Origin of the sequence: Nonomuraea sp. NPDC050022, from assembly GCF_044460705.1 — a bacterium.
GTDB lineage: Bacteria > Actinomycetota > Actinomycetes > Streptosporangiales > Streptosporangiaceae > Nonomuraea.
The window spans coordinates 814,755-840,212 of the sequence record NZ_JBITKE010000002.1; the positions used below are offsets into that span (position 1 = coordinate 814,755).

At 69.7% G+C, this 25,458-nt stretch carries 20 protein-coding genes; 8 read left to right on the plus strand and 12 right to left on the minus strand.

Annotated elements, in window-relative coordinates:
* Position 1 precedes the first annotated feature (1 nt).
* The 4 genes from ACIBO2_RS10285 to ACIBO2_RS10300 are packed head-to-tail and all read right to left on the minus strand — an operon-like array spanning position 2 to position 6,229.
* A complete protein-coding gene (locus tag ACIBO2_RS10285; protein WP_397296371.1) occupies positions 2-850 on the minus strand; it encodes a carbohydrate ABC transporter permease in 849 nt (282 codons plus the stop codon).
* Positions 850-1,779, minus strand: a complete 930-nt coding sequence (locus tag ACIBO2_RS10290; RefSeq protein WP_358544044.1) for a sugar ABC transporter permease — start codon at positions 1,777-1,779, stop codon at positions 850-852. Before ACIBO2_RS10290 ends, ACIBO2_RS10285 begins: the two co-directional genes overlap by 1 nt.
* Entirely contained in the window at positions 1,776-3,068 is a 1,293-nt protein-coding gene (locus ACIBO2_RS10295; protein ID WP_397296373.1) for an ABC transporter substrate-binding protein, read from the minus strand. The genes ACIBO2_RS10290 and ACIBO2_RS10295 overlap by 4 nt, the downstream gene beginning before the upstream one ends.
* A complete protein-coding gene (locus ACIBO2_RS10300) occupies positions 3,065-6,229 on the minus strand; it encodes an alpha-mannosidase (RefSeq protein ID WP_397296375.1) in 3,165 nt (1,054 codons plus the stop codon). Before ACIBO2_RS10300 ends, ACIBO2_RS10295 begins: the two co-directional genes overlap by 4 nt.
* 139 nt (positions 6,230-6,368) lie before the next feature.
* Between ACIBO2_RS10300 and ACIBO2_RS10305 the strand changes: the two genes are divergently transcribed.
* The 3 genes from ACIBO2_RS10305 to ACIBO2_RS10315 all read left to right on the plus strand — a co-directional run bounded on the left by ACIBO2_RS10305 (position 6,369) and on the right by ACIBO2_RS10315 (position 10,288).
* Positions 6,369-7,469, plus strand: a complete 1,101-nt coding sequence (locus ACIBO2_RS10305) for a LacI family DNA-binding transcriptional regulator (RefSeq protein ID WP_358544051.1) — start codon at positions 6,369-6,371, stop codon at positions 7,467-7,469.
* Complete coding sequence (locus tag ACIBO2_RS10310; protein WP_397296377.1) at positions 7,466-9,427, plus strand: beta-N-acetylglucosaminidase domain-containing protein; 1,962 nt, start codon at positions 7,466-7,468, stop codon at positions 9,425-9,427. The genes ACIBO2_RS10305 and ACIBO2_RS10310 overlap by 4 nt, the downstream gene beginning before the upstream one ends.
* A 105-nt stretch (positions 9,428-9,532) precedes the next feature.
* A complete protein-coding gene (locus ACIBO2_RS10315) occupies positions 9,533-10,288 on the plus strand; it encodes a hypothetical protein (protein WP_397296379.1) in 756 nt (251 codons plus the stop codon).
* Between the two features lie 51 nt (positions 10,289-10,339).
* Here the strand turns inward: ACIBO2_RS10315 and ACIBO2_RS10320 are convergent, their stop codons facing one another.
* The 3 genes from ACIBO2_RS10320 to ACIBO2_RS10330 form a co-directional block, all read right to left on the minus strand.
* A complete protein-coding gene (locus ACIBO2_RS10320) occupies positions 10,340-11,773 on the minus strand; it encodes an RICIN domain-containing protein (protein WP_358544058.1) in 1,434 nt (477 codons plus the stop codon).
* An 8-nt stretch (positions 11,774-11,781) separates the two neighbouring features.
* Complete coding sequence (locus ACIBO2_RS10325; RefSeq protein ID WP_358544060.1) at positions 11,782-13,200, minus strand: pectinesterase family protein; 1,419 nt, start codon at positions 13,198-13,200, stop codon at positions 11,782-11,784.
* Between the two features lie 145 nt (positions 13,201-13,345).
* Complete coding sequence (locus ACIBO2_RS10330) at positions 13,346-13,948, minus strand: LacI family DNA-binding transcriptional regulator (protein ID WP_397296382.1); 603 nt, start codon at positions 13,946-13,948, stop codon at positions 13,346-13,348.
* Positions 13,949-14,195: 247 nt separating this feature from the next.
* On the opposite strand from ACIBO2_RS10330, the gene ACIBO2_RS10335 reads away from it, so the two are divergent.
* The 4 genes from ACIBO2_RS10335 to ACIBO2_RS10350 are packed head-to-tail and all read left to right on the plus strand — an operon-like array spanning position 14,196 to position 18,491.
* On the plus strand, positions 14,196-15,044 hold the full coding sequence (locus ACIBO2_RS10335; RefSeq protein ID WP_397296384.1) for a carbohydrate ABC transporter permease: 849 nt from the start codon (positions 14,196-14,198) through the stop codon (positions 15,042-15,044).
* On the plus strand, positions 15,041-15,913 hold the full coding sequence (locus tag ACIBO2_RS10340; RefSeq protein ID WP_358544066.1) for a carbohydrate ABC transporter permease: 873 nt from the start codon (positions 15,041-15,043) through the stop codon (positions 15,911-15,913). The genes ACIBO2_RS10335 and ACIBO2_RS10340 overlap by 4 nt, the downstream gene beginning before the upstream one ends.
* On the plus strand, positions 15,910-17,211 hold the full coding sequence (locus ACIBO2_RS10345; protein ID WP_397296386.1) for a family 43 glycosylhydrolase: 1,302 nt from the start codon (positions 15,910-15,912) through the stop codon (positions 17,209-17,211). The genes ACIBO2_RS10340 and ACIBO2_RS10345 overlap by 4 nt, the downstream gene beginning before the upstream one ends.
* Complete coding sequence (locus ACIBO2_RS10350) at positions 17,208-18,491, plus strand: ABC transporter substrate-binding protein (RefSeq protein WP_397296388.1); 1,284 nt, start codon at positions 17,208-17,210, stop codon at positions 18,489-18,491. Before ACIBO2_RS10345 ends, ACIBO2_RS10350 begins: the two co-directional genes overlap by 4 nt.
* 12 nt (positions 18,492-18,503) lie before the next feature.
* On the opposite strand, the gene ACIBO2_RS10355 is transcribed toward ACIBO2_RS10350, so the two are convergent.
* The 3 genes from ACIBO2_RS10355 to ACIBO2_RS10365 are packed head-to-tail and all read right to left on the minus strand — an operon-like array spanning position 18,504 to position 22,053.
* Positions 18,504-20,255, minus strand: coding sequence for an acetyl/propionyl/methylcrotonyl-CoA carboxylase subunit alpha (locus ACIBO2_RS10355; RefSeq protein WP_397296628.1), 1,752 nt, complete (start codon positions 20,253-20,255; stop codon positions 18,504-18,506).
* A gap of 2 nt (positions 20,256-20,257) precedes the next feature.
* Positions 20,258-20,518 carry an acyl-CoA carboxylase subunit epsilon gene (locus ACIBO2_RS10360; protein WP_358544072.1) on the minus strand — a complete coding sequence of 87 codons (261 nt, stop codon included), beginning with the start codon at positions 20,516-20,518 and terminating at the stop codon, positions 20,258-20,260.
* On the minus strand, positions 20,515-22,053 hold the full coding sequence (locus tag ACIBO2_RS10365) for an acyl-CoA carboxylase subunit beta (RefSeq protein WP_397296391.1): 1,539 nt from the start codon (positions 22,051-22,053) through the stop codon (positions 20,515-20,517). The genes ACIBO2_RS10360 and ACIBO2_RS10365 overlap by 4 nt, the downstream gene beginning before the upstream one ends.
* Positions 22,054-22,141: 88 nt before the next feature.
* On the opposite strand from ACIBO2_RS10365, the gene ACIBO2_RS10370 reads away from it, so the two are divergent.
* Positions 22,142-22,816: a TetR family transcriptional regulator gene (locus tag ACIBO2_RS10370; protein ID WP_358173446.1), complete on the plus strand. Its 675-nt coding sequence runs from the start codon at positions 22,142-22,144 to the stop codon at positions 22,814-22,816.
* Positions 22,817-22,822: 6 nt separating this feature from the next.
* Here ACIBO2_RS10370 and ACIBO2_RS10375 read toward each other — a convergent pair whose 3' ends face one another.
* Both ACIBO2_RS10375 and ACIBO2_RS10380 read right to left on the minus strand, forming a co-directional pair.
* Positions 22,823-23,887 (minus strand): TIGR03617 family F420-dependent LLM class oxidoreductase, encoded by a 1,065-nt coding sequence (locus tag ACIBO2_RS10375; RefSeq protein ID WP_358544076.1) that lies wholly within the window; start codon positions 23,885-23,887, stop codon positions 22,823-22,825.
* Between the two features lie 9 nt (positions 23,888-23,896).
* Complete coding sequence (locus tag ACIBO2_RS10380; RefSeq protein ID WP_397296394.1) at positions 23,897-25,441, minus strand: AMP-binding protein; 1,545 nt, start codon at positions 25,439-25,441, stop codon at positions 23,897-23,899.
* Positions 25,442-25,458 lie beyond the last annotated feature (17 nt).

The window sequence follows — 25,458 nt, forward strand, 5'->3', positions numbered from 1 at the left end:
TTCACCCTTTCATGCCTCCCGCTTCGAGCCCGCGGAAGAAGTAGCGCTGCAACATGGCGAAGAACGTGACGATGGGCACCAAGGCGATGATCGTGCCGGCCGCGATGAGGCGTGGATCGTCGTAGAAGGTGCCGCGCAGGCGGTTCAGTCCGACGGTGAGGGTGTAGTTGGCCTCGTCGGACAGCACGATGAGGGGCCACAGGAAGTCGTTCCACGAGCCGACGAAGGCGAAGATCGCCACGACCGTGATGACGCCCTTGACCTGGGGAACGGAGACGCGGATGAACCGCTGCCAGGCGTTGGCGCCGTCGATGACGGCCGCCTCGTCGAATTCGGCGGGCAGGTTGGCGAACGCGTTGCGCATCAGCAGGACGTTCAGCGCGGCCACGATCGTCGGCAGGACGACACCCAGCAGGGTGTTGGCCAGGCCGGCACCCCTGACCAGCAGGAACTGGGAGATGAGGACGGTCTCGGCCGGGACGAGCAGGGCCGCGACGAAGATCCCGGCCGCCACCCCGCGCCCGCGGAAACGCAGCTTGCCCAGGGCGTAGCCGGCGCAGGTGGCCCCCACCACGTTGCCCGCGACGGCCATGGCGGCCACCATCAGGGAGTTGACCAGGTAATGGGGTACGGGGATGCGGTCGAGCACCGTGGCGAAGTTCGCCAGCGTGGGATGGCCGGGGATCAGCTCGGGCGGCCGGGCGTACAAGTCGTCGCCGGCGCCCTTGAGCGACAGCGAGAGCTGCCAGATCAGGGGACCGGCCAGCAGCACGGCCATCAGGATGAGGATCAGGTAGCGGCCGACGAGGCCCGGCGAGACGCGCCGCCGTCCGGCGGCGGGGGTGGGCATCAGACGGTCCTCTGCTTGCGCTGCATGACGAGCTGCGCGATCAGCAGCGCGCCGAGGATGACGGACATGACCAGGCTGATCGCGCCGGCGTATCCGGTACGCGCCTGCAGGCCGGTGCCTTCGCGCTGGATGAGCATGGTCATCGTGAGATCGCCGCCGCCCACCCCTCCGGTGCCGTCGGTGAGCACATAGATCTCGCCGAAGACCCGGAAGGCCGCCACGGAGGACAGGACGCCGATGAGCGCCATCGTCGAGCGCACGCCGGGAACGGTGACGTGCAGGAAGGTACGCACCGGGCCGGCGCCGTCCATCGCCGCCGCGTCGTACAGGCTCGGGTCGATGTTCGCCAGCGCGGCCAGATAGATGACCATGTAGTAGCCCAGGCCCGTCCACACGGTGACGAACATCGCGCTGAACAGCAGCAGCCAGCGGTCGGTGAGGAACGGCACCGGCTGGGCGACCATCTTGAGCGTGCCGAGCAGCTCGTTCACCAGGCCCTGCTTGTCGAGCAGGTTCGTCCAGATCAAGCCGACGATCACCGGCGACATGATCACCGGCAGGTACATGGTGGTGCGGAAGAACCCCATGAGCCGCCCGGCGCCACTGAGCAGCGAGGCCAGGACGAGAGGCAGGACCACCATGAACGGCACGACGCACACCACGTACAGGCTGGAGTTCAGCAGCGCGGTGCCGAACCGCTCGTCCTCGAACATCCGCCGGAAGTTGTCCAGCCCGACGAAGTCCCCCGGCCGCAGCAGCATCGAGTCCGTGAACGCCAGCCGCAGCGTGTTCACGAACGGCACGAGGACCAGGACAACGACGACGGCCAGCCCCGGCAGCAGGAACAGCCACGGAGTCGCCCGCCACCGGTGGGTGGCCAGAGCGGTGTCCCCGCCGCGTGGCGGGGACGCCTGGTGCTTGGTCGTCATCCGTGCGAGGCCAGCCGGTCGTTGGAGTACTTCACCGACGCGTCCAGCGCCTCTTTCACCGTCTTCTTGCCCAGCAGCGCCTGGGCGATCTGCTCGCGCAGCGTCTCGGCGTCGGTCGAGCCGGAGAACGCCGGGGGCCACCACACGATCGCCTTCTTGACCTGGGCGGCGCTCTCCAGCCGCACCTTCGTGGCGGGGTCGCCGTCGTCCTTGGTGAAGTACTCGTCGTCCATCGACCCGGCCGACGAGGGGAACACCGACGCCTTCTTGCCGAAGGCGAGCTGGTTGGCGGGGTTGGTCACGTACTTGGCGAAAGCCATGGCCAGCGGCTGGTTCTTGCCGGTGGCGTTCACGACGAGCGACTCGATGTACATGTTGGGCGCGGCGGTGCTGATCCGCGGCCCGATCCCGAGATTCTTGTAGATGTCGGGCGCGGTGTCCTTCAGGTCGTTGAGCGTGTACGAGCTGCCCGACAGGTACGCCAGCCGCCCGGCCTTGAACTCCTCCACCTCCTTGGTCTGGAGGTTGTTCAGCGACTCCTGGGTCAGGCCCCGGCCGGCGTACAGCTTCTTGTAGCGCTCGACGAACTCCACGCCCTTGGCGTCGTTGTAGGTGAACTGCTTGCCCGCGGCGTCCATGAGGGGCACGCCGTACTCGCCGAAGTTCTCGATGGCCGGCATCCTGACGATCATCGACACGTCCGTGCAGTTCTTGGCCATGGTCTCGGCCTGGGTGAACAGCTCGTCATAGGTGGCGGGCAGCTTCTCCGGGTCCAGGCCGCACTTCTTGAACAGCGCCTTGTTGAAGAACGACGGCCCGGTGTTCAGGTACCACGGGTAACCGAAGGTCCCGCCGCCCAAGCCGCTGAACGTCATGGCCTGCCACGCCTTGTCCAGGAACAGGCCCTTGGCCTGGGGGTCGGCCTTGTTGAGGTCGAGCAGGACCCCCGCCTGGGCCAGGGTGTAGGCGGCCTCGGGACCCATGTCGACGACGTCGGGGAGCGCCCCCGCCGCGGCGTCGGCGGACAGCTTGTCCTGGTAGCCCTCGGCGGGCTGGTCCACCCACTTGATGTCGGTGCCCGGATTGGCCTTCTCGAAGGCGGCGATGAGCTCGGTGAAGTAGGGCGTGAACTTGTCGTTCTTCAGGTTCCAGGTCTGGAACGCGATCGACCCCGACAGCTTCCCGTCCGACGCCTTCTGCGTCGTGTCACCGCCGCCACACCCGGACAGCAGCAGCGATCCCAGGGCGAGCGCCGCGACGCCGGTCCAGCCTCTTCCGAATCTGGTCATTGGGGGTCCTCCTTAGGTGATGCGTGAGGGGCGATCCGCAGGGTCGCCACCTGGAAGGGGCCGAGCTCCAGCCGGGCCTCGCTCACGGGACCGCGTCCCTGGGCCAGTGCCACGGGCAACAGGTCCTCGTCGCCGCCGGGCTCGCGTTCGCCGCCGAGCTCGCGTTCGCCGCCGAGCTCGCGTTCGCCGCCGAGCTCACGTTCCTCGCCGAGCTCGCGTTCGAGCAGGTCGGTCTCCCACAGGACGGCTCCCGTGGCGAGTTCCTCGTGGCAGTGCAGCCGGGCGCTCGCCCGTCCGCCCCGCGTCTCGTACACCCGTACGACCAGGTCCCCGGAGCCGTCGTCGGCCAGCTTCACCCAGTCGATGAGCGCGTGCCCGGTGAGCGGCTCCAGCCGAACCAGCGGCGACAGCCGCGACAGCCCGGCGATGTCGGGCGCGTTGAACGCGTAGGCGGCCTCGGCCGCGGCGGGCACGTCCGCGCCGGGCAGCACCGCCCAGCGGAAGGCATGGGTGCCCATGTCGGCGCGGGGGTCGGGGAAGCGGGCGCTCCGCAGCAGGGACAGCCGGACCACGGTGGAGTCGCCGTCGGCGCGGGCGTCGGCTCCGTACATCGAGTCGTTGACGATCGCGACGCCGAAGTCACCGTCGCCCACCTGGACGTAGCGGTGCATCGCCGCCTCGAACATCGCCTCCTCCGTCGCGGTGTTCGACAGCAGCGGACGTTCGACGTATCCGTACTGGGTCTCGAACCGCGCGGTCCGCGCCATGACCCGCACCGGGACGGCCACCTTCAGCAGGCGTTCGCGCTCCTGCCAGTCGACGGCGCACTCGGTCTCGAACCGCCCGGTGCCGGCGCGCAGCCACATGGTCAGCGTGATCGTCGACGTGCCGGCCCGCCGGACCACCTCCACCCCGGCGTCGGGCCCGTCGCGGACCACTCTGCGGCTGGTGACCTGGTCGAGCACCTGGGGGTGGCGCAGCGTGTGCCGGTCCACGTCCCAGGCGTCCCAGCGCACCGGCTCGTCACGGAAGAGCTGCAGCTCGTTGAGGCGCCGGCCGGGCGGGACGACCTCCCGGCCGCCGCGCAGGTCGAGGAGCGAGGTGACGTGGCCGTCGTCGCCGATCACGACCCGCAGCAGGCCGTCCTCCAGTACGGTGCCGCCGTCGTCGGTGACCTCGACGGCGCGCTCGTCCGGTTCCGCTGTGGCGAACGGGGGGAGCACACTCCCAACAGTGCCGCCGCGTTCACCGTCGCCCAGTGCCGCGCTCGCCTGCTTGATCAGATCGTTCAGCCGTTCCTCGACCGCCCGATAGGTGTCGCGGGCCTCGCGGTGCACCCAGGCGATCGAGGTGCCCGGGAGGATGTCGTGGAACTGGTGCAGCAGCACTGTGCGCCAGATGTCGTCCAGGTCCGCGTGCGGATAGGGCGCCCCGCGCAGCGCGCTCGCCGCCGCGCTGAGATATTCCGCCGCCCGCAGCAGCGACTCGCAGCGCCGGTTGTGCCGCTTCATGGCCGCCTGCGAGGTCAGGGTGCCCCGGTGCAGCTCCAGGTAGAGCTCGCCACGGTAGACCGGCTCCAGCGGCCCGGCATCACGCAGTTCGGCCTCGGCCTCCTGGAAGAACTCCGCCGGAGACCTGGAGGTCACGCGGGGCGCGCCTTCCAGATCGGCGAAGCGGCGCAGCCGCTCGGCCATCTCCCTGGTGGGTCCGCCGCCTCCGTCGCCGTACCCGTAGGGCAGCAGCGAATGGGAGGCGATCGCCTTGTCCTTGAAGGTGGTGACGGCATGGCGGAGTTCGGCGGCGGTCACCTCGGCGGCGTACGTCTCCGCGGGCGGGAAGTGGGTGAAGATCCGCGTGCCGTCGATGCCCTCCCACCAGAAGGAGTGGTGCGGGAAGACCGTGGTGTCGTTCCAGGAGATCTTCTGGGTCAGGAACCAGCGGGACCCGGCCCGGCGGGCCAGCTGCGGCAGGGCGCCCGAGTAGCCGAACGAGTCAGGCAGCCACATCTCCCGTGGTTCCCGGCCGAATCGGTCAATGAAGTACCTCTTGCCGTAGGTCAGCTGGCGCACCATGGACTCGCCGGTGGGAATGACGCCGTCCGCCTCGACCCACATGCCGCCGACCGGTACGAACCGGCCCTGCTCGACATGACGCCGCACCCTCTCGAACAGCTGCGGATAATGCTCTTCGAGCCAGCTGAAGTGCTGCGCCGCCGACATCGTGTAGACCAGCGAGGGGTCCGCGTCGAGCAGGGCGAGCGCGTTGGAGACCGTACGGGCGAGCTTGCGTACCGTCTCGCGCAGCGGCCACAGCCACGCCGTGTCCATGTGCGCGTGCCCGACGGCGGTGATCCGGTGGGCGCTGGCGTGCGCCGGCGCGGCCAGGAGCGGGGCGAGGATCGCGCGCGCCCGCCGCGCGCCGGCCTCGGCGTCCGCCTCGTCGTAGGCGTCCAGCGCCTCCTCTATCGCGCGCAGCAGCCGCCAGTGACGCGGCTCGTCCGGGCTCAGCTCGGCGGCGAGCCCGCCGGCGACGTCCAGGTCACAGCTCAGGGCGTGGATCTCGGGCGAGAACGCGGCGACCTCCGCGCGGCGCAGCCTGAACTGCTCGAACGGCTCCTCCGCCTGCTTCTCCCCCAGCTCGGTGACGACGAACGGCGGCAACCCGAGCAGCAGGGGGTTCGCCGCCGCCTCGACGTAGAGCAGGAACACGCCATCGGCGTCGAGCACACCGGGGACGGCTCCGTCACCCCGTAACCGGATGGCGGACTGCCGAGGGTGCAGGCCCTTGACGATCGTGCCGTCCGGGGTGAAGACCAGGCCCTCGCAGTGACCGCCCACGGAGTGGTCGAACCAGCCCAGGTCGAGCACGAGGTCGACGGGGGTGTCCCCCTGCGGTCCGACCGTGCCCCGAATCCGGAACCAGGTCGTCGACCACGCCTCCCCCCAGGCCGCGCCCAGCGGGAAGGGGCGGTAGCCGGGAGGGGTGCGGCCGGGGTCGCGGGCCAGCCCGAGGGCATGCCGGGCACTCACCGGCTCCCCGTCGTCCGCGACCGTCCATGCCTCGACGTCGACACCCGACAGCCGGGTGTGTGTCCGGGACAGGATCCGTTCGCGCTTCACGCGGGCGAGCCGCTCAAGCGTGCGGCTGAGGTGGTTGTGCATCTCGTACCTCTCCGTAGCGGAGATATGACAATATGCCTGATACGTTTTAGTTGTCCTGAGTGACCGCAGACTAATACGTTTGAGTCCCCAAGGTCACCGGGGAGGATCGTCTCGTTTGCGTAACGACGATGGAGGAGCGATGCCGCCGAAAGATGAGGTTCCGTCGCAGGACGCCGCCGCTTCATCGGACCCTCCCGCGGCGCCGGCCCGGCTGCGGAGCACCGACATCGCGCGGCTGGCGGGCGTCTCCGTCTCGGCGGTGTCGCTGGCGTTCAACGCCCGTCCGGGCATCAGCGACGCGACGCGCAAGCGCATCCTCGACGTCGCCGAGGAGCTCAACTGGCGCCCGCACCGGGCCGCGCGCGCCCTCAAGGGGGCCAACAACGACGCGGTCGGCATCGTCATCGCACGTCCGGCCCGCACGCTGGGCGTCGAGCCGTTCTTCGCGCATGTCCTGTCCGGCCTGCAGTCCCGCCTGTCCAACGAGGGCATCGCCACGCAACTCCTCATCGTCGAGGACACCCAGGCGGAGGTGGCCGTCTATCGCCGCTGGGCCGCCGAGTACCGGGTCGACGGGCTCGTGCTCTTCGACCTCGCGGTGGACGACGTACGGCCACGGCTCGTCGCCGACCTCCGCATCCCCGCCGTCGTCCTGGGCGGCCACGGGGCCCCCTTGCCGCTGAGCAGCGTCTGGGTCGACGACCACGCGGCGATGACGCGCGTCCTCGCCTACCTCGCCGGGCTCGGCCACCGGCACATCGGCCACGTCAGCGGCATCCCCTCCTACCAGCACACGCGACGCCGCCTCCAGGCCATCGCCGACGGGCGCGAGACGCTCGGCATCGACATCGTGAGCGTGGCGACCGACTACTCCGACACCCAAGGCGCCTCGGCCACGCGCCGGCTGCTGGCGTCGAGCCCTCCGTGCACGGCGATCATCTACGACAGCGACGTCATGGCGGCTGCGGGTCTGGGCGTGGCTACCGAGCTGGCCGTACGGGTTCCCGGTGACGTCTCCATCGTGTCCTTCGACGACTCCATCCTCACCCAACTGCCGCACCCCTCGATCACCGCGCTCACTCGCGACACGTTCGCGCTCGGCACGCTCACCGCGACCGAACTGCTCCACGTGATGGCCGAGCGTCCTGAGCCCCGTGCGGTGCAGGCTCCCACCCCCGACCTCGTGCTACGCGCCAGCACCGCCCCTCCAGCCGACACAGACGAATGGAGAGTTCCGTGAGAAGTCGCAAGATCACCCCCACCGCGGTCCTCGCACTGGCCGCGACCCTGTGCGCCGGGGTGCTCCTGCCCATCCCCGCGGCCTATTCCGCGCCGGTTCCGAGCGGCTCCTTACCCTCGGTGTCGCCGACCCCGCAGTCGCTGAGCGGCATCGGCGCGGCCGCCGTCGTCACCAGCCGGGTGCTCGTGATCGCCGACGACCAGACCGACCCCGCCGCCCGCGACCGCCTCGTACGGGAACTCAAGGCACACGGCGCCGGCCGGGTGGACATCATCGCCCCTGACCGGACCCCCACGGCCGGCCTGCTCACCGTGCGCCTCGGCCCCGCGGCACGCCCGGACATCGCGCGGGCGCTCGGCGACGCGGTCGTGCCCGACAAAGCCGAGGGATACGCGTTACGGGTCTCCGGCGGCCGGTCGCGCCAGATCGCTCTCGGCGGCAGGGACGCGGCGGGCCAGTTCTATGCCGTACAGACGCTGCGCCAGTTGTTCGTCCCCGCCAGCGACGGCTGGACGGTGGCGGGGGTCCAGGTCAGCGACTTCCCGTCCATGCCGCTGCGCGGCACCATCGAGGGCTTCTACGGTGCGCCGTGGACACACGCCGAACGCCTCGACCAGATGAACTTCTACGGCGACGTCAAGGCCAACACCTACATCTACGCCCCCAAGGACGATCCCTACCACCGCGACAAGTGGCGCGACCCCTACCCGGCGGCCAAGCTCGCCGAACTGGGCGAGCTGGTGACCAGGGCCGCCGCGAACCATGTCCGCTTCACCTTCGCGCTGTCCCCGGGCGTGTCGATCTGCTACTCCGACCAGGCGGACCGCGACACCCTCAAGCGGAAGCTGCAGGCGCTCTACGACCTGGGCGCCAGGGCGTTCTCCATCCCGCTGGACGACATCAGCTACACCAGCTGGAACTGCGCGGCGGACGAGGCCGCCTACGGTACGGCCGGACGCACCGCCGCGGCGAAGGCCCAGGTCGATCTGCTCAACGACCTGCAGCGGAACTTCATCGCCACCCACGAGGGCGCTCAGCGGCTGCAGATGGTGCCCACCGAGTACGGCGATCTGACCGACACCACGTACAAGCAGACCATGCGGGCCTCCCTCGATCCCGCGATCGAGGTGATGTGGACCGGCACCGACACCGTGCCTCCAGAGATCACCAACGCGCAGGCCGAGAAGGCGGCGGAGCTGTTCGGCCGCAAGGTGTTCGTCTGGGACAACTACCCGGTCAACGACTACGGCAACACCAGCGGCCGGCTGCTCCTGGCCCCCTACGACAAGCGTGAGGGCGGCCTGGCCGCGCACCTGTCCGGCATCGTGGCCAACCCGATGAACCAGCCGTACGCGAGCAAGGTCGCGGTCTTCGGCGCCGCGGACTTCACCTGGAACGACAGAGCGTACGACGCGAGGAAGAGCTGGCCGCGCGCGATGGCCTATCTCGCCGGCGGCGACAAGGCGGCCACTGAGGCCCTGCTGGTCTTCGGCGACCTGGAGCACATGGCGCCGACCTTCGGCGGCACCCCTTGGCAGCCCCAGGCTCCCGAGCTCGCCGCGCGGGTGGCCGAGTTCTGGCGGATATGGGACGGCGGGCGACCCGCCGACGCGATCACCGCGCTGCGTCCGTACGCGAAGGCCATCGCCACGGCGCCGGCCACCATCCGCGGCGGGTCGGTGCAGAAGGGCTTCACCGATGACGCCGCGTCATGGCTGACCGCCACCGAGCTGTGGGGCAGGGCGATGGTGACCACGCTCGACGCGCTCCAGGCTCGACAGGCCGGAGACGAGACCAAGGCCGCCACGTTGCTCGCCGAGTCGCGTGAGCTGCGGCGGCAGGCCCGCGCGATCCGGGTCAGCCCGCCACGCAACCGCTGGGGCGCGGCCCAGCCTCAGGTCGGCGACGGGGTGCTCGACGTCTTCCTGACCGACGCCGAGACCCGGCTGCAGGGGTGACGCGGGTCAGCCGAACTCCTCCGAGGGTCCCAGCTCGGGGCGGTCCCGAGTGCCAACTGACCGAGATCGCCGTCCACCACACGGGATGATCGCTAATGTACCGGGATGAGTGAAGCGTTCCCCAGGCATGTGCTGTGCGTACTCAGCTCCGGGCTGGCCCTTTCCGAGATGGAACGGATCGCGTCCGGCTTCGGCGGGTTCGTCCTCGACCGTGAGTACTCCGAGGCCGAACCCGACCCCCGGATGCCGGAGGCGTTCGAGGCCAGTATGGCCGCGGCCTCGTTCGACGAGGCGGACTGGGCCGCGGTCGAGTCGCACGGCACGGTCGGCTACCTGCTGTCCATGCCGATGATGCGGGAGTTGGCGTTCGACACGTCCCGGCGGCTGCTGGCGGTGACGGCCGCGCTGCTGCGGTCCGGCGCCACGGCGGTGAAGAACGAGAGCAGCGGGATCACGCACGGCCGGGACCGCTGGCTCTCGTTGGCCGACCGGGCGGCTGGCGCCAAGGACGAGGACTTGGCCGACGCGCTCGTCACCGCCTGGGTGAAGCGGCCGATCTACGACGGCCAGGTGCTCTACAGCTGCGGTATGCACCTGCTCGGCGCGCCCGAGGTGCAGATCGAGATCGGTGCGGAGCCGCCGACGAAGGACGAGCTGCCTGAGCTGGTCGAGCACCTGGACACGCTGGCGATCTACCTGCTGACCGATCCGCGCGCGGCGGAGATCGAGGACGGCGCCGGGTTCCGGATGACCGAGGACGCGCCCCGATGGCTGCTGCGCACCGGCCCGTGCGACCGTTACGACGAGGACGATCTGTTCTTCAACCCGTACGGATACGCCCGGCTGACTCACGCGCGCTGACGGGCCGCCCGCGTCACAGGTGAGGGACGCGCGCGGCCCGCGACGGAAACGTCAGGTGCCGATGTTCGCCTGGGGTCCCGCGTAGGTCCTGAGCAGGGACGGGACGTCGGCGGCCGGGTCGAGGGTGTAGGAGTAGAACGAGCCGGGGGTGAAGGCCGAGCCGCTGGTGGTGCTCTTGCCCGTGCAGCTGACGCAGACGCTGCCGCTCTGGCGGAGCTGGGCGGTGGCGTCGGGGTAGTAGGGGTCCTTGACGTGGTCGTAGTAGCTGTTCTCGATCACCATCTTGGTGGCGCCGCGCGAGTAGTTGCCGTAGCCGGTGATGTTCTGCAGGTAGTTGTTGTACAGGTGGGCGTAGGCGACATTGTCCGTGCTGGGGTTGCGCTGGTTGTTGTCGTGGATCCAGTTGTGGTGGATGGTCATGCGGGCGGTGACGTTGTCGGTCCAGCCGATGCCGAACGACTTGTTGTTCTCGGCCATGACGTTCCAGGAGACCGTGAGGTAACTGGTGTCCTTGCGGCTGTCGATCAGGCCGTCGTTCATCCGGATGATGCGGTTGTGGTCGATCCAGACGTGGTGGGCGGTGTCCATCTGGATGCCGTCGTAGTCGTAGAGCTTGTCGTCGGGGTCGTCGTCGGCCATGCGGGTGTCGCGGATGGTCAGGTTGCGGATGATCACGTTGCTGACGCCGGTGCCCAGGAAGAAGCCGCCGTTGACGATGTGGCCGCTGGTGCCCACGCCGACGATGGTCTTGTTGGAGGCGACCTTGATCTCGGTGCCGTACGGGGTGACGGTGATCGCGCCATTGACCCGGATGGTGTACGGGGTGGCGGAGGTGGCGTACTTCACCAGGTCGGCGTAGGTGGTGACGGTCACCGTGGCGCCGGCCGCGCCGCCGGTGGTGGTGCTCAGCCCGTTTCCGCTGGTGGCGGCGAAACCGTCGGCGGTGCTCGGCCAGGTGCGCGCGGCGCCCACCGGGTCGAAGGCCCATTGCTTGTTGGTGTTGGCGGTGCAGGTCTCCTGGATGATCGACGCGCCGGAGGCGGTGGAGGCGCCCTCGTCGCTCACGCACAGGCCGCTCGCGACGTTGACGACCTGGTACGTCCCGCTGCCCGAGGCCACCAACCGCCACTGCTGGTCGGTCTTGGTGCCGTCGCCGCAGCCCCACTGCTGCAGCCGCACACCGGAGGCGGTGGTGCCGCTGGGGACGTCGACGCAGCGCCCGCTGTTGACGTTGACCAGGTGGTAGATGCCCGTCCCGGCCGAGCGGAGGGTGAACTGCTGCCAACTGTCACCGCTGCAGCTCCACTGCTGCAGCAGCCCGCCGTTGTCCTTCGACCCCGCCGTCACGTCCAGGCATTGGCCGCTCTTGGTCACTTTGAGCTGGTAGGTTCCGCCGGCGACTGGGGTGGCCGCCTGGGCGGGCGCGGCGGCCACCCCGAGCGCGGCCAGGACGGTCAGCGCGGTGAGCGTTGCACGGAGGTTCATGATCGTCCTTAGGAAAGGGGGTTCCAGCCGTCGGAGCCGGCCAGGTACTTCTGGGGCGTGTAGTTCGCGGCCTGGGCGTCGCTGTACTGCGGCCGGTTGGCGTTCGAGCCGGCGCCCGAGCCGGTGTTCCGGTACTCGAAGAAGCGGGCGTTCTTCCATGAGTTGCCGGACATGTCGGTCCACGGCTGGCCGGTATTGATCACCGAGCTGAGCGTTGACTCCCGGTAGAGCACCTGTGCATCGGGACGCCAGGGACGGCCCAGGGTGGTGGTCCCGGCCGAGGACCCTCCGGAGATCCGCGACTTGTAGAACAGGAAGCCGTAGGTCTTGGCCGCGTCGGTGCTCGCGGCCGTGATCGGGCCGCCGGTGCTGCGCTTCTCGTAGACGTCGCAGTTGTCGAAGACGATGGTGCCGCCGCCGAAGACGAAGTCGACCGTGCCCTCGACGTAGGAACCGGCGACGTAGGCGCGGGCCGCGTTGTTGACCAGGAAGGTGTCCTGGTCGCCGAGCAGGCGTACGTTGCGCAGGACCGCGCGGTCGGCGTTCAGGTTGAGCGCGACCGCCTGATGGCCGGTGACGTTCGGGTTCTCGTCGAAGTCGTTGGAGATCGTCAGGTTGGTGGCGATGAAATCGTGGCCGTCGACGAAGGCGGTGGCGCTGTTGAATGTCCCGTACTGGCCCGCATAGTGATTGTTAACGATCACAGTCTGGGCCGCCGAGGAACCGAGTCCCTGGAGCGTGATGTACGGCTTGTTCGAGGGGACCCGGACGATCTCGCGATACGACCCGGGCGCGATGGTGATCGTCACCCGACTGGCGTTGCCCGCGGGCACGGCGTCGACGGCGGCCTGAACGGTCCGGTAGGTGCCGGAACCATCCGCCGCCACTGTGGGTTTGGCCAGGGACTCGAAGGCCCATTGCTTGTTGGTGTTGGCGGTGCAGGTCTCCTGGATGATCGACGCGCCGGAGGCGGTGGAGGCGCCCTCGTCGCTCATGCACAGGCCGGTGGCCACGTTGACGACCTGGTACGTCCCACTGCCGGAGGCCACGAACCGCCACTGCTGGTTGGTCTTCGTGCCGTCGCCGCAGCCCCATTGCTGTAACCGCAGCCCGCTGGTGGCCGCGCCGCCGGGCACGTCCACGCAACGCCCGCTGTTGACGGCGCGCAGGGTGTAGATGCCGGAGCCGGCCGAGACGACCGTGAACTGCTGCCAGGTGGCTCCCGAACAACCCCACTGCTGCAGTAGGCCGCCGTTGTCCTGCGAGCCACCCGTCACGTCCAGGCACTGGCCGCTCTTGGTCACTTTGAGCTGGTAGACGCCACCGGCGACGGGTGCGGCCGCCGCCTGCGCGGCCTGCGGTACGGCTCCGCAGACCATCGCCGTAGCCGCCAGCAGGGCGACGCCCGCATGCTTGCGCACGAACATGTCGTTTTTCTCCTTCCTCTCGACGCCGCTGAGGCTCTCGACGCCGCAGAGGCTCTCGTCGCCACTGAGGAAGGGCCACCTTCACTAGGGATGTCAACTCAACAAGCGCGGGCGAGTCGAAATCCCAAGGTCACGCTTGAAACTTTCAGGCGGGAGCGGTGCTGGCGCGGACGACGACGATGGCGATCCGCTCGTGCCCGAGGACGATGAGGTGCTCGGTGGCGGCCCGGGCACCGGCCACGTTCGTGGAGGCGACGACGGGCAGGCCACGCGGGACGGCCCGCCGCGGCTCGACGACCACGGCCGGGATGCCGTGGTCGCTCAGCCAGGCCCGTTGCGTGCTGGTCGGCAGGGTACGCACCAGCAGCACTCCGGCGCTGTCACGGGCGCTGAGCCGGTTGAGCCACGCGGGCGGCGGCTGGCCGTGCTTGGTGCGGTCGACCACGGCGGAGACCACCAGGTCCACGCCCAGTTGCCAGGCCGCCTCCTCCACTCCCTGGAGGATCGCCAGCGCGTACGCCGAGCCCAGCCCTTGCAGCATGACGTCGACCAGGCTCCCCTTGAGGGGCTTGGACCGCTGCCAGGAATAGCCGCGCCGCGCCAGCACCTCGGTGATCAGCTGCCGGGTGCGCGTCGAGACATCGGCTCGCCCGTTGAGCGCCTTGGAGACCGTGGCCACCGAAACGCCCACCTCTCGGGCGATGGCCGCGAGCTTGGGCATCGGCTGGAGTGGGTCTTCGGTTGCCATGGACCTCACCCTCCTCCGCCGCACCGCACGGGGCCAGCAGTAGCGCCCGAAAATTTCGAGTTTTAGGCCATTTCTCCTGTTGAGGAGGTTGTTGGTTGCTTTTGTGCCGTTGACGCCGCGTTCGTACTGTCGCAACGTGTCTGCAACCGATTGCATCCGCATTCCGAAGGAGTCAGGCACATTGGCCGTCGTCTCGGCGCATCCGCCACTCTCGAAACCCCGCCGGCGAGGGTCGTGGACGCCTTACGTGCTGATCGCGCCGTCGGTGGTCGCGATGCTCGGGTTCCTCGTGTACCCGATGGCCAGCGTGATCTACTACAGCCTTCAGCGCTACAACGTGACCAAGCCCTGGGACAACGGCTTCGCCGGGCTCGACAACTTCCGCACGCTGCTGTTCGAGGATCCGATCTTCTGGCAGAGCCTCGGCTTCAGCGCCAGGTGGGTGGTCGTCGAGGTCGTCCTGCAGTTCGCGCTCGGACTAGCGCTGGCGCTGATCGTCAACGAGAGTTTCGTCGGCCGCGCGCTGTCCCGGGCGATGGTCTTCTCCCCGTGGGCGGTCTCGGGGGTGCTCACCACCGCGATCTGGGTCCTGCTGTACAACCCGTTCACGGGGGTGTCGCGCTATCTGGCCGACCTGGGCCTGATCGATTATGGTGCGGCGCCGCTGGCCAACCCGGGAAGCGTGTTCTGGGCGGCGGTGCTGGCCGAGCTGTGGCGCGGGGTGCCGTTCTTCGCGATCCTGCTGCTGGCCGACCTGCAGTCGGTGTCGAAGGACCTGTACGAGGCCGCCTCCGTGGACGGCGCGACCCGGACGCGCAGGTTCTTCCACATCACGCTGCCGCACCTGCGCGACGCGATCATCCTGTCCACGCTGCTGCGCTCGGTATGGGAGTTCAACAACGTCGATCTCCTCTACACCCTGACCGGCGGCGGCCCCGCCCACCAGACCACCACGTTGCCGCTGTACGTGGCCTCGCTGGCCGCCCAGTCGCACGACTTCGGCTACGCCACCGCGCTGACCATGGTGGCGTTCATGATCCTGACCTTCTTCTCCATCGCCTATCTGCGGCTGAGCAAGTTCGGGGCGAAGTCATGACCCTGGTGACCGAACGTCCCGTGGCCGCCCGCCGCGAGCAGGCCCCGCCCCCGAAGCGCGGTGACCGCGTGCCGCGCTGGCACATCTACCTTCCGCTTGGGCTGTATCTGCTGTTCACGCTGGTGCCGTTCTACTGGATGCTGGTCTTCGCGTTCCGGCCCACCGGATCGACGGCGATCTTCCCGTGGCCGATCACGTTCGAGCACTTCGACACGGTCTGGAATGGGATGGGGTTCGCCGTCTTCTTCCAGAACAGCCTGCTCGTCGGGTTCGCCTCGCTGGTCGCGACCACGGTAATGGCCCTGGCCGGCGGGTACGCCCTGGCCCGCTACAGCTTCCGCGGCAAGGCCGCGTTCATGGTCGGGATGCTGTGCACGCAGTTCATCCCCGGCGCCCTGATGATCATCCCGTTGTTCGAGATCTTCAGGACGCTGTCCCTGACGAACTCGCTGTGGAGTCTCGTGATCGCCGAGACGGTCTTCCAGCTCCCGCTCTCGCTGATCCTCATCAGCGGCTTCATCCGCAACATCCCGTACGAGCTGGAGCAGGCGGCCTGGGTGGACGGCTGCGGCCGGCTGCGCGGTTTCCTGGCCATCGTGCTGCCGCTGCTGCGGCCCGCGCTGGTCGCGGTCGGCTCGTTCGCCTTCATCCACAGCTGGAACAACTTCCTTTTCGCCCTCATGTTCCTCAACGACCAGGAGAAGTTCACCGTGCCCGTGGGCCTGGCCTACAACCTCGGCGAGAACAGCGTCGACTTCGGCGCCCTCGCCGCCGGCGGCGTCGTCGCCGCTCTGCCCGTCGTCATCGTCTTCGCCTTCATCCAGCGCTATCTCGTCGAGGGGATGTCGGCGGGGGCGGTGAAGGGATGACCGCGACCTACCGCAACCCCGTCCTCAACGCCGACTGGTCCGACCCCGACGTGATCCGCGTGGGCGACGACTTCTATCTGACGGCCTCCACCTTCACCAAGGTCCCCGGCCTGCCGATCCTGCACTCGCGCGACCTGGTCGGCTGGACGATCATCGGGCACGCCGTGACCAGCGGCTATGCCGACGTACGGCCCGGCTGCGGGGTGTGGGCGCCGTCGCTGCGCCACCACGACGGCCGGTTCTGGATCTTCTACGGGGATCCCGACGTGGGGATCTGCCAGGTCAGCGCGGCGGACCCGCGGGGTCCGTGGACCGCGCCGCATGTGGTCAAGCCCGGCTCGGGGCTGATCGACCCGTGCCCGCTGTGGGACGAGGACGGGCAGGCGTACCTGGTGCACGGCTGGGCCAAGAGCCGCGCGGGGATCAACAACCGGCTCACCCTGCACCGCATGGCCCCGGACGCGAGCAAGGTGCTGGATGAGGGCACGCTGGTCATCGACGCCGACCTGCTGCCCGGCTACCGGACCCTTGAGGGGCCCAAGCTGTACAAGCACGACGGGGTGTACTGGATCTTCGCGCCTGCGGGCGGGGTCGAGCAGGGCTGGCAGTCGGTGTTCCGGGCTGAGTCGATCTTCGGCCCGTACGAGGACCGGATCGTGCTGGAGCAGGGCGGCACCGACGTCAACGGCCCGCACCAGGGCGGCTGGGTGGACACCCGGTCCGGCGAGCACTGGTTCATGCACTTCCAGGACCGCGGACCCTACGGCCGGGTCGTGCACCTGCAGCCGATGGCGTGGGAGGACGGCTGGCCGGTGATGGGCGACAAGGGCGAGCCCGTGGCCGAGGCCGCACTGCCGGTCCTGGGCGGTGTGCCGGGCGAGCCGGCCACCTCCGACGACTTCGCCGGCCCCGCGCTGGGGCTGCAGTGGAGCTGGCAGGCCGACCCGGACCCGTCCTGGTGGGAGCTGAGCCACGGCACGTTGCGCCTGACCTGCGTGCCGGGACCCGAGGACCTGAGAGACCGAGGCGCCGTGCTCGGCCAGCGGCTGCCCGGCGCGCCCTGCCTGGTCACCACCACGCTCACCTTGTCGGGCGAGGGCCGGGCGGGCCTGGTCGTGCTCGGCTTCACCTACGCCTACGTGGGTCTGGCGAGCACGTCGGACGGGCCCGTGCTCGTGTGCGGTGACGCCGAACCCGTACCGGTCGACGGACCCGTCACCGGCGAGGCGATCTTCGAGGCGTTCACCGTGGACATCGAGAGGCGTTCACCATGGACATCGAAAGGTAGAGGGCAATGAGACGACGTGTGCCTGCCATGCTCCTGGCCGCGGCCGTGCTGGCCGGATGCGGCTCGGGTACGGGCTCCGGCGGCAAGACCGAGATCACTTTCTGGGACACCAACGCCGGTCCCGCGCGGACGCCGATCTGGCAGCACGCCATCGCCGAGTTCGAGAAGGCCAACCCGGCCATCAAGGTCACCTACGTGGGCGTGCCGATCGCGCAGGCGGCCCAGAAGCTGGACACGGCGATCGCGGGCGGCGGCGTGCCCGACGTGGCCGATGTGGCCACCTCCGGCCTGGGCAACCTGGTCGCCCAGAAGGCGCTCGAACCCGTGGACGCGCGCATCGCCAAGAACCCCGCGCTGAACGGCAAGTTCAACGACGCCCTCCTGACCACCGTCAAGAACGTCGTGCCGGACGGCAAGACGTACATCATCCCGACCTCCACCAACGCCGGCGCGTTCTGGTACCGCAAGGACTGGTTCGCCGCGGCCGGGCTGGCGCCGCCCAAGACGTGGTCGGAGTTCTTCTCGGCGGTGGACAAGCTGACCAAGCCCAAGGAGAACCGGTTCGGCTTCACCATCCGCGGCGGTGCGGGCTCGATCGCGCAGATGCTGGAGGTCGTCTACGGGCAGTCCGGCATCACGGAGTTCTTCGACGCCTCGGGCAAGGCCACGCTCAATGACCCGCGCAACGTGACGGGGCTGGAGAAGTACGCCGGCCTCTACAAGAAGAACACGCCCGAGGCCGACCTGCAGAACGACTACGTCAAGATGGTCGCCCAGTTCGACACCGCGGGCAGCATCGCCGTCATGCAGCACAACCTGGGCTCCTACCAGGACCATATGAAGGCGCTCGGCCCCGAGAAGGTGGCCTCGTTCTCCGTGCCCAAGTCCGACTCCGGCGTCCAGACGGTGCTGTCCAACCCGGTCAGCGGTGTCGGCGTCTTCTCGGCCGGCGAGAACAAGGACGCCGCGTTCAAGCTCGCGGAGTTCTTCGCCGCCAAGGAGATGGACGGGTACATCGCCGACAAGACCGGCGTCATCCCGGCCAACACCGACGTGCAAGGCACGCGGGCCGCGCACATCGTCGAGGCGCGGCGGGTGCTGAACGACCCGGCGACCAAGGTCGTGCAGATGCCCTACCACCTGCCGGAGTTCAACGAGATCACCAAGACCTGGGCCGAGCCGCAGTTCCAGAAGGTGCTGCTCGGCCAGCTCAGCGCCAAGGACTTCCTGGACCAGTTCGCGGCCAGGCTGACCGAGGCGCAGGCCGCGTACAAGAAGCGGAACGGCTGACGCGCGCCGCGGTCACGACGGGTCCTTGATCTCGCAGATCACCGCGCCTGCCGCGACCGTGGCGCCCACCTGGGCGGACATCCCCACCACGGTGCCGTCCTTGTGGGCGGTCAGCGGCTGCTCCATCTTCATGGCCTCCAGGACCACGATGGTGGCGCCCTCGCGCACGGTGTCGCCGTCGGCGGCCACCAGCTTGACGATGGTGCCCTGCATCGGGCTGACCAGGGCGTCTCCGCTGGGCGCGGAACGCACGGCGCTCGCGCCTCGACGCCGGGGGGCGGCGGTTTTGGGCGTACCGGCGCTCTGCGGGCCGGTGATGCCGGCGGGCAGGACGACCTCCAGTCGCTTGCCTGCCACCTCGACGGTGATCCGGTCCCGCTCCGCCGGTTCCGCCGTGGCGGCCGGTCCGGCGTACGGGGTGAGGCGGTTGTCGAACTCGGTCTCGATCCAGCGGGTGTGGACGGTGAACGGCTCGGCGGTGAACGCCGGGTCGTCCACGACCGCCCGGTGGAAGGGCAGCGCGGTGGGCATGCCGTCGACCTCGAACTCGGCCAGCGCCCGGCGGGCGCGCTGGAGCGCCTGCTCGCGAGTGGCGCCGGTGACGATCAGCTTGGCGACCAGGGAGTCGAAGGAGCCGGGCACGGTCTCGCCCTGCTCGTAGCCGCCGTCGAGACGGACGCCGGGACCCGAGGGGGCGTGCCAGCGGGTGATCGTGCCGGGGGCGGGCAGGAAGCCGCGGCCGGGGTCCTCGGCGTTGATCCGGAACTCGATCGAGTGGCCGCGAGCGGGCGGGTCGTCGTAGCCCAGCGGCTCGCCGTCGGCGATACGGAACATCTCGCGTACGAGGTCGATGCCGGTGACCTCCTCGCTGACCGGGTGCTCGACCTGCAGGCGGGTGTTGACCTCCAGGAAGGAGATCGTGCCGTCCTGGCCGACGAGGAACTCGCAGGTCCCGGCGCCGACGTAGCCGGCCTCGCGCAGGATGGCCTTGGAGCTGTCGCGCAGCAGGGCCTCCTGCTCCGTGGTGAGGAACGGCGCGGGCGCCTCTTCGACCAGCTTCTGGTGGCGGCGCTGGAGCGAGCAGTCGCGGGTGCTGACCACGACCACGCCGCCGTGGGCGTCGGCCAGGCACTGGGTCTCGACGTGGCGGGGCCGGTCGAGGTAGCGCTCGACGAAGCACTCGCCCCGCCCGAACGCCGCCACCGCCTCGCGGACCGCGCTGTCGTACAGGTCGGGGATCTCCTCCAGGGTGCGGGCGACCTTGAGCCCGCGCCCGCCGCCCCCGAACGCCGCCTTGATGGCGATCGGCAGGCCATGCTCCCGCGCGAACGCCAGCACCTCGTCCGCCCCGGACACCGGGTCGGCCGTTCCGGCCACCAGCGGCGCCCCAACCTTCTGGGCGATGTGCCGGGCCTCGACCTTGTCGCCGAGGGCGGTGATCGCCGCCGGGGGCGGGCCGATCCAGATCAGCCCGGCGTCGATGACCGCCTGGGCGAAGGCCGCGTTCTCCGCCAGAAAGCCATAACCGGGATGTACGGCGTCGGCGCCCGACCGCGCCGCCACCTCGATGATCTTGTCGATCGACAGGTACGTCTCCCCCGGCGTGGCGCCGTCCAGCGCGTACGCCTCGTCGGCCAGGCGGGCGTGCAGCGCGTCGCGGTCGGGATCGGCGTAGACGGCCACGCAGCCGATGCCGGCGTCCCGGCAGGCGCGGACGATGCGGACGGCGATCTCGCCGCGGTTGGCGATCAGCACTTTGCGCAGGCTCACAGGTGTCCTCCCAGGTTCCAGCTCGACTCCCGCCAGCCGCGCGGGCCTGGCACGAGGGGACGGCGCAGCACGCGCCGGGCGCGGGTGACGGCGGGTGGCGGGGCGTCGGCCGCCGGTCGCACCAGACGCAAAGCCACGACCAGGGCGGCGAGCTCCTCCGGCGTCGGAGCGCCCTTCACCACGCGCACGGCGGGCGGATCCGTCGGCGCCCCGGCCGCCCGCTCGGCTCCCTCGCCCCCGGGCTTGATGTTGCTCACAGCGGGATGTTCCCGTGCTTCTTGGGCGGCAGGGCGTCGCGCTTGCCGCGCAACAGCCGCAGCGCCCTGGTCACCTCGCGGCGGGTCTCGCTCGGCCGGATGACGGCGTCCACGTAACCGCGTTCGGCCGCCAGGTACGGGGTCGCGAGGGTGTCCTCGTACTCGTGGACCAGCTCGGCGCGCAGCGTGTCGGGGTCGTCGGCGGCGGCCAGGCGTTTGCGGTGCAGGATGTTGACCGCGCCCTGGGCGCCCATGACCGCGATCTGGGCGGTGGACCAGGCCAGGTTGACGTCGGCGCCCAGGTGCTTGGAGCCCATCACGTCGTACGCGCCGCCGTAGGCCTTGCGGGTGATGACGGTGACGAGCGGGACGGTGGCCTCGCCGTAGGCGTACAGGAGTTTGGCGCCGCGCCGGATGATGCCGTTCCACTCCTGGTCGGTGCCGGGCAGGAAGCCGGGCACGTCCACCAGCGTAAGGACCGGGACGCTGAAGGCATCGCAGGTGCGTACGAACCGGGCGGCCTTCTCGGAGGCGTCGATGTCGAGCGTCCCGGCCAGCCGCATCGGCTGGTTGGCCACCACGCCGACCGGCCGGCCCTCGATCCGGCCGAAGCCGACCACGATGTTGGGCGCGAACAGCCCCTGCACCTCCAGGAACTCGCCGTCGTCCAGCAGCGCGCCGATCACCTCGTGCATGTCGTACGGCTGGTTCGGCGAGTCCGGGACCAGCACGTCCAGCGCCAGGTCGTCGGCCGAAGGCTCCAGGTCCGCCTCGAACACCGAGTGCGGCGGCTCGTCGAGGTTGTTGTCCGGCAGGTACGACAGCAACGCCCGGACGTAGTCCAGCGCGTCGTCCTCGTCGTGCGCCAGGTAGTGGGCCACGCCGCTGCAGCTGTTGTGCACCCGCCCGCCGCCGAGCTCCTCGAACGTGACGTCCTCGCCGGTCACGGTCTTGATCACGTCCGGGCCCGTGACGAACATGTGCGAGGACTCGTCCACCATGACCGTGAAGTCGGTGAGCGCCGGCGAGTACACGTGACCGCCCGCGCAGGCGCCCATGATGAGGGAGATCTGCGGGATCACACCGGAGGCGCGGATGTTGCGGCGGAAGATCTCGCCGTACAGCCCGAGCGAGACCACACCCTCCTGGATGCGCGCCCCGGCGCCCTCGTTGATGCCGACGATCGGGCACCCGTTGCGCATCGCCAGGTCCATGACCTTGCAGATCTTCTGCCCGTACACCTCACCCAGACTGCCGCCCGCGACCGTGAAGTCCTGTGAGAACACGCACACCTGGCGGCCGTCCACCGTCCCGTACCCGGTCACCACGCCGTCACCGTAACCGAGCGAACCCTTCATGAGGGCGTCCAGTTCGACGAACGAGCCGTCGTCCAGCAGCCGCTCGATCCGCTCGCGGGCGGTCAGCCTGCCCTTGGCGTGCTGCTTGGTCGCCGCGCGCGCCTCGGCGACGTGGACGGCCTCGTCGAGCCGCTCCTTCAGGCGGGCGAGGCTGCCCGCGGTGTCAGGTGGTCTCATCCATCACCGTCCATGGGACTGAGTTTCATAAGTACGGTACTGAGTTTCGTACGTTTTGGACACCCCTGAATCCGGAAGAATGGCCCCTGTGCCGAACCCGAGCATCAGCCACCGCCTGGCCGAAGCCGCCGTCGCCCTGTTCGACGAGAACGGCTACGACGCCACGACCGTGGACGACATCGCCGCCCGGGCGGGCGTGAGCCGCAGCACGTTCTTCCGCCATTACCACTCCAAGGAAGACGCGATCTTCCCCGACCACGACGCGCTGCTGGCCAAGATCGACACCCGCCTGCGCGCCTCCGCCGCCGACACCGCGATCGTGGCCATCACCGACGCCGTACGCCTCGTGCTCGCCCACTACGTCGACGACGCCGAGGTGTCGCTGCGCCGCTACCGCCTGGTCCGGGAGGTGCCCGCGCTGCGCGACCGGGAGATCGCCAGCGTGGCCCGCTACCAGCGGCTGTTCCGGGAGTTCGTCGGCGAATGGCTCGGCGACTCGCCCGACGCCGGCCTGCGGGCCGAACTCATGGCCGCCTCCGTCGTGGCGGCGCACAACCAGGTCCTGCGCGGCTGGCTGCGGGCCGGCGGCGCCTACGATCCCTTCGGGCTCCTGGACCACGCTCTCGGCTATGTGATCGCCACGTTCCGCCACCTGGAGCAGCCCCAGGAGAAGGGCGAGCAGGTGGTGGTGGCCACCTTCAGCCGCTCGGCCTCGCCGCGAGCCGTCATGGACGCCATCCAGGCCCACCTCGAGACCCGCTGAGGCGACCTATCGCTCGCCCGCAGGAAGGGCTCGCTCTCCCACGGGCGGGACGGAGTCGTGGAGCGTGGCCAGGGCGGCGCGGATCTCCGTCTCCGGCGTGCCCGCCGGTGGATGGAGGTGCACCTGGTCGACCAGCCCGCCGAATCGGCGGCGCAGCTCCGCCGCCACTTCGGGCAGCGTGCCGCTCGTACAGAACGTGTCGAGCACCTCGTCATCGACCAGGTCGGCCATTCGGTCCCAGCGGTCGGCCTCCGGACGGACGGACAGCGCGTGGAGCCGCTCGTGCAGTTCCTCCCAGCCGTGGAGGGCGAGAACCCCTCGGTAGGCGGGGGTGGAGCCGTAGAAGGCGATCCGGCCGCGCAGCATCCGCCGCTGCTCGTCTATGGAGCCGTCCGGGGCGTACACGTGCGCGAAGCCGGGACAGTGGACGCTCACCTCGGACCGGTCACGACCGGCCCGTTCCAGGCCCTCCTCCAGAGCCGACAGGGTGACCTCGCGGAAATACCGTTCGGTGCTGAAGCCGTGCGGTATCAGCCCGTCCGCCACCTCACCGGCCAGCCGCGTCATGGCCGGGCCGACCGCGGCGAGGTGGATCGGCGGATTGTCGTGTCCGTGCGGCGCCGAGCGGAAGGTCGCCGTCATGAGCGTGTGCCGGTAGTACTCCCCCACGTGCCGCACCTCCTCGCCCTTGTTCCAGTCGTTCCAGATCGCACGCAGGGCGGTGATGTACTCCCGCATCCGGGTCACCGGTTTGCCCCACTCCATGCTGAAGCGGCGGGTGATGTGGGGCTTGGTCTGGGTGCCGAGGCCGAGGACGAAGCGCCCGCCGGAGAGCGCCTGAAGATCGTTGGTGATGTACGCCAACGCCATCGGCGTGCGCGCGAAGGCGACCGCGATGCCCGTCGCGAGCCGCACCCGGCTGGTCGCCTGGGCGGCCAGCGCCAGTGGCAGAAAGGGATCGTGATCGACCTCGGTGGTGGTGACGACGTCGAAGCCGGTCTCCTCGGCCCATCCGGCGAACCGCGCGACGTCCGGCGACGGCGGTCCGCCGACGTGCACACCTACCTTCACGTGTACTCCTTAAATGTAGGCATCGCGCAGCTTGCGGCGCTGCAGCTTGCCCGTCTCGGTCCGCGGGAAGTCGGCGCGGAACTCGTACCGGCGCGGGATCTTGAACGAGGCCAGATACTCGGCGCAGTGCGCGCGGAGTTCGGCGGCCAGCTCGTCACCGGGCACCGCGCCGGCGGCCGGTTGAATGACCGCGAGCACGCTCTGGCCCCAGTCCGGATCCGGCACGCCGATGACCGCGACGTCGGCGACGGCGGGATGCGTGATCAGGGCCTGCTCGATCTCGGCCGGGTAGATGTTCACGCCGCCGGAGATGATCAGGTCCGTCCGCCGGTCCAACAGGAACAGGTAGCCGTCCTCGTCGAAGTAGCCGTAGTCGCCGGCGGTGACCAGGTCGCCCCGCCGCGCGGCCGCGGTCTTGTCCGAGTCGTTGTTGTACTCGAAGGCCGGCCGCCGCCCCCGCGTGCCGAAGTAGATGGTGCCCGCCTCCCCGGCAGGCACCTCCTTGCCGTCCTCGTCGAGGATCTTCACGTCCGTGTTCGGCACCGGCCGTCCCACGGTGCCGGGCTTTGCCAGCCACTCCTGCGGGCTCACCAGGGATACGCTGCCCTCGGTGGACCCCAGGTACTCCCACACCCGCGGGCCCAGCCACTCCATCATCTGCTGCTTGATCGGCACTGGGCACGGCGCGCCCGCGTGGATGACCGCCTCCAGGCTGGACAGGTCGTACGCGGACCGCACCTCCTCCGGCAGGCGCAGCAGGCGGTGGAAGTGCGTGGGAACCATGTGCACGCTGGTCACGCGGTATCGCTCCACCGCCCGCAGCACATCCTCGGCATCGAACCTGTCCTGGAGCACCACCGTGTGGCCGAGGTGCAGGAAGGCGGAGGCGTGGCCGCTGGGAGCGGCGTGGTAGATCGGCGAGCACACCAGGTGTACCCCCTCGGCCACGGTGATCTCGTAGCGGGAGACAAAGGCCGTGAACGACGTGATCGCCGCCTCCGGAAGGACGTCCGGCAGCGGGAACCGTACGCCCTTGGGGCTGCCCGTGGTGCCCGAGGTGTAGCCCATCACGGACCCGAGCCGGCGCTGCGGCGGCGTGTCGGCCGACTCGCCCGCACCCAGCTCCGGATAGGGCAGCCAGCCGTCCAGCGCGCCACCGACCACGAACCGGTGCTCCGGGAGCGACTCGAGCGGCAGCGTCGCCGCCTGCTCGGCGTCCATGACCACGACCTTGGCCCCGGAGTCCTGGATGATGTACCGCATCTCGGCCGGGGCCAGCCGCCAGTTCACCGGAACCAGGAACATCCCGACCTGCCCCAGGGCCAGCGACAACTCCAGATACTCGTGACCGTTGTGCACCGCCACCGCCACGGCGTCGCCCGCCGTGAGACCGTGCGACCGCAGGGCGCGTGAGACGCGGTTGACCCGTGCCAGCAGCTCGCCGGAGGTGAGAGCCGATCCGTCCGGATCGATGATGGCCACCCGGCCGGGGTCGGCGGCGGCGATCTCGTAGAAGCCGATGGGTGCCGTGGTTGATGGGGTGGCAGAGGACATAGGGCTTCCCTCTCCTG

What these genes read in the sequence shown, in the direction of transcription:
- ACIBO2_RS10295 (WP_397296373.1), bottom strand. Translation starts at nt 3,068, where the DNA reads ATGACCAGATTCGGAAGAGGCTGGACCGGCGTCGCGGCGCTCGCCCTG.
- ACIBO2_RS10300 (WP_397296375.1), bottom strand. Translation starts at nt 6,229, where the DNA reads ATGCACAACCACCTCAGCCGCACGCTTGAGCGGCTCGCCCGCGTGAAG.
- ACIBO2_RS10315 (WP_397296379.1), top strand. Translation starts at nt 9,533, where the DNA reads ATGAGTGAAGCGTTCCCCAGGCATGTGCTGTGCGTACTCAGCTCCGGG.
- ACIBO2_RS10330 (WP_397296382.1), bottom strand. Translation starts at nt 13,948, where the DNA reads ATGGCAACCGAAGACCCACTCCAGCCGATGCCCAAGCTCGCGGCCATC.
- ACIBO2_RS10345 (WP_397296386.1), top strand. Translation starts at nt 15,910, where the DNA reads ATGACCGCGACCTACCGCAACCCCGTCCTCAACGCCGACTGGTCCGAC.
- ACIBO2_RS10380 (WP_397296394.1), bottom strand. Translation starts at nt 25,441, where the DNA reads ATGTCCTCTGCCACCCCATCAACCACGGCACCCATCGGCTTCTACGAG.
- ACIBO2_RS10285 (WP_397296371.1), bottom strand. Translation starts at nt 850, where the DNA reads ATGCCCACCCCCGCCGCCGGACGGCGGCGCGTCTCGCCGGGCCTCGTC.
- ACIBO2_RS10320 (WP_358544058.1), bottom strand. Translation starts at nt 11,773, where the DNA reads ATGAACCTCCGTGCAACGCTCACCGCGCTGACCGTCCTGGCCGCGCTC.
- ACIBO2_RS10290 (WP_358544044.1), bottom strand. Translation starts at nt 1,779, where the DNA reads ATGACGACCAAGCACCAGGCGTCCCCGCCACGCGGCGGGGACACCGCT.
- ACIBO2_RS10305 (WP_358544051.1), top strand. Translation starts at nt 6,369, where the DNA reads ATGCCGCCGAAAGATGAGGTTCCGTCGCAGGACGCCGCCGCTTCATCG.
- ACIBO2_RS10350 (WP_397296388.1), top strand. Translation starts at nt 17,208, where the DNA reads ATGAGACGACGTGTGCCTGCCATGCTCCTGGCCGCGGCCGTGCTGGCC.
- ACIBO2_RS10325 (WP_358544060.1), bottom strand. Translation starts at nt 13,200, where the DNA reads ATGTTCGTGCGCAAGCATGCGGGCGTCGCCCTGCTGGCGGCTACGGCG.
- ACIBO2_RS10365 (WP_397296391.1), bottom strand. Translation starts at nt 22,053, where the DNA reads ATGAGACCACCTGACACCGCGGGCAGCCTCGCCCGCCTGAAGGAGCGG.
- ACIBO2_RS10340 (WP_358544066.1), top strand. Translation starts at nt 15,041, where the DNA reads ATGACCCTGGTGACCGAACGTCCCGTGGCCGCCCGCCGCGAGCAGGCC.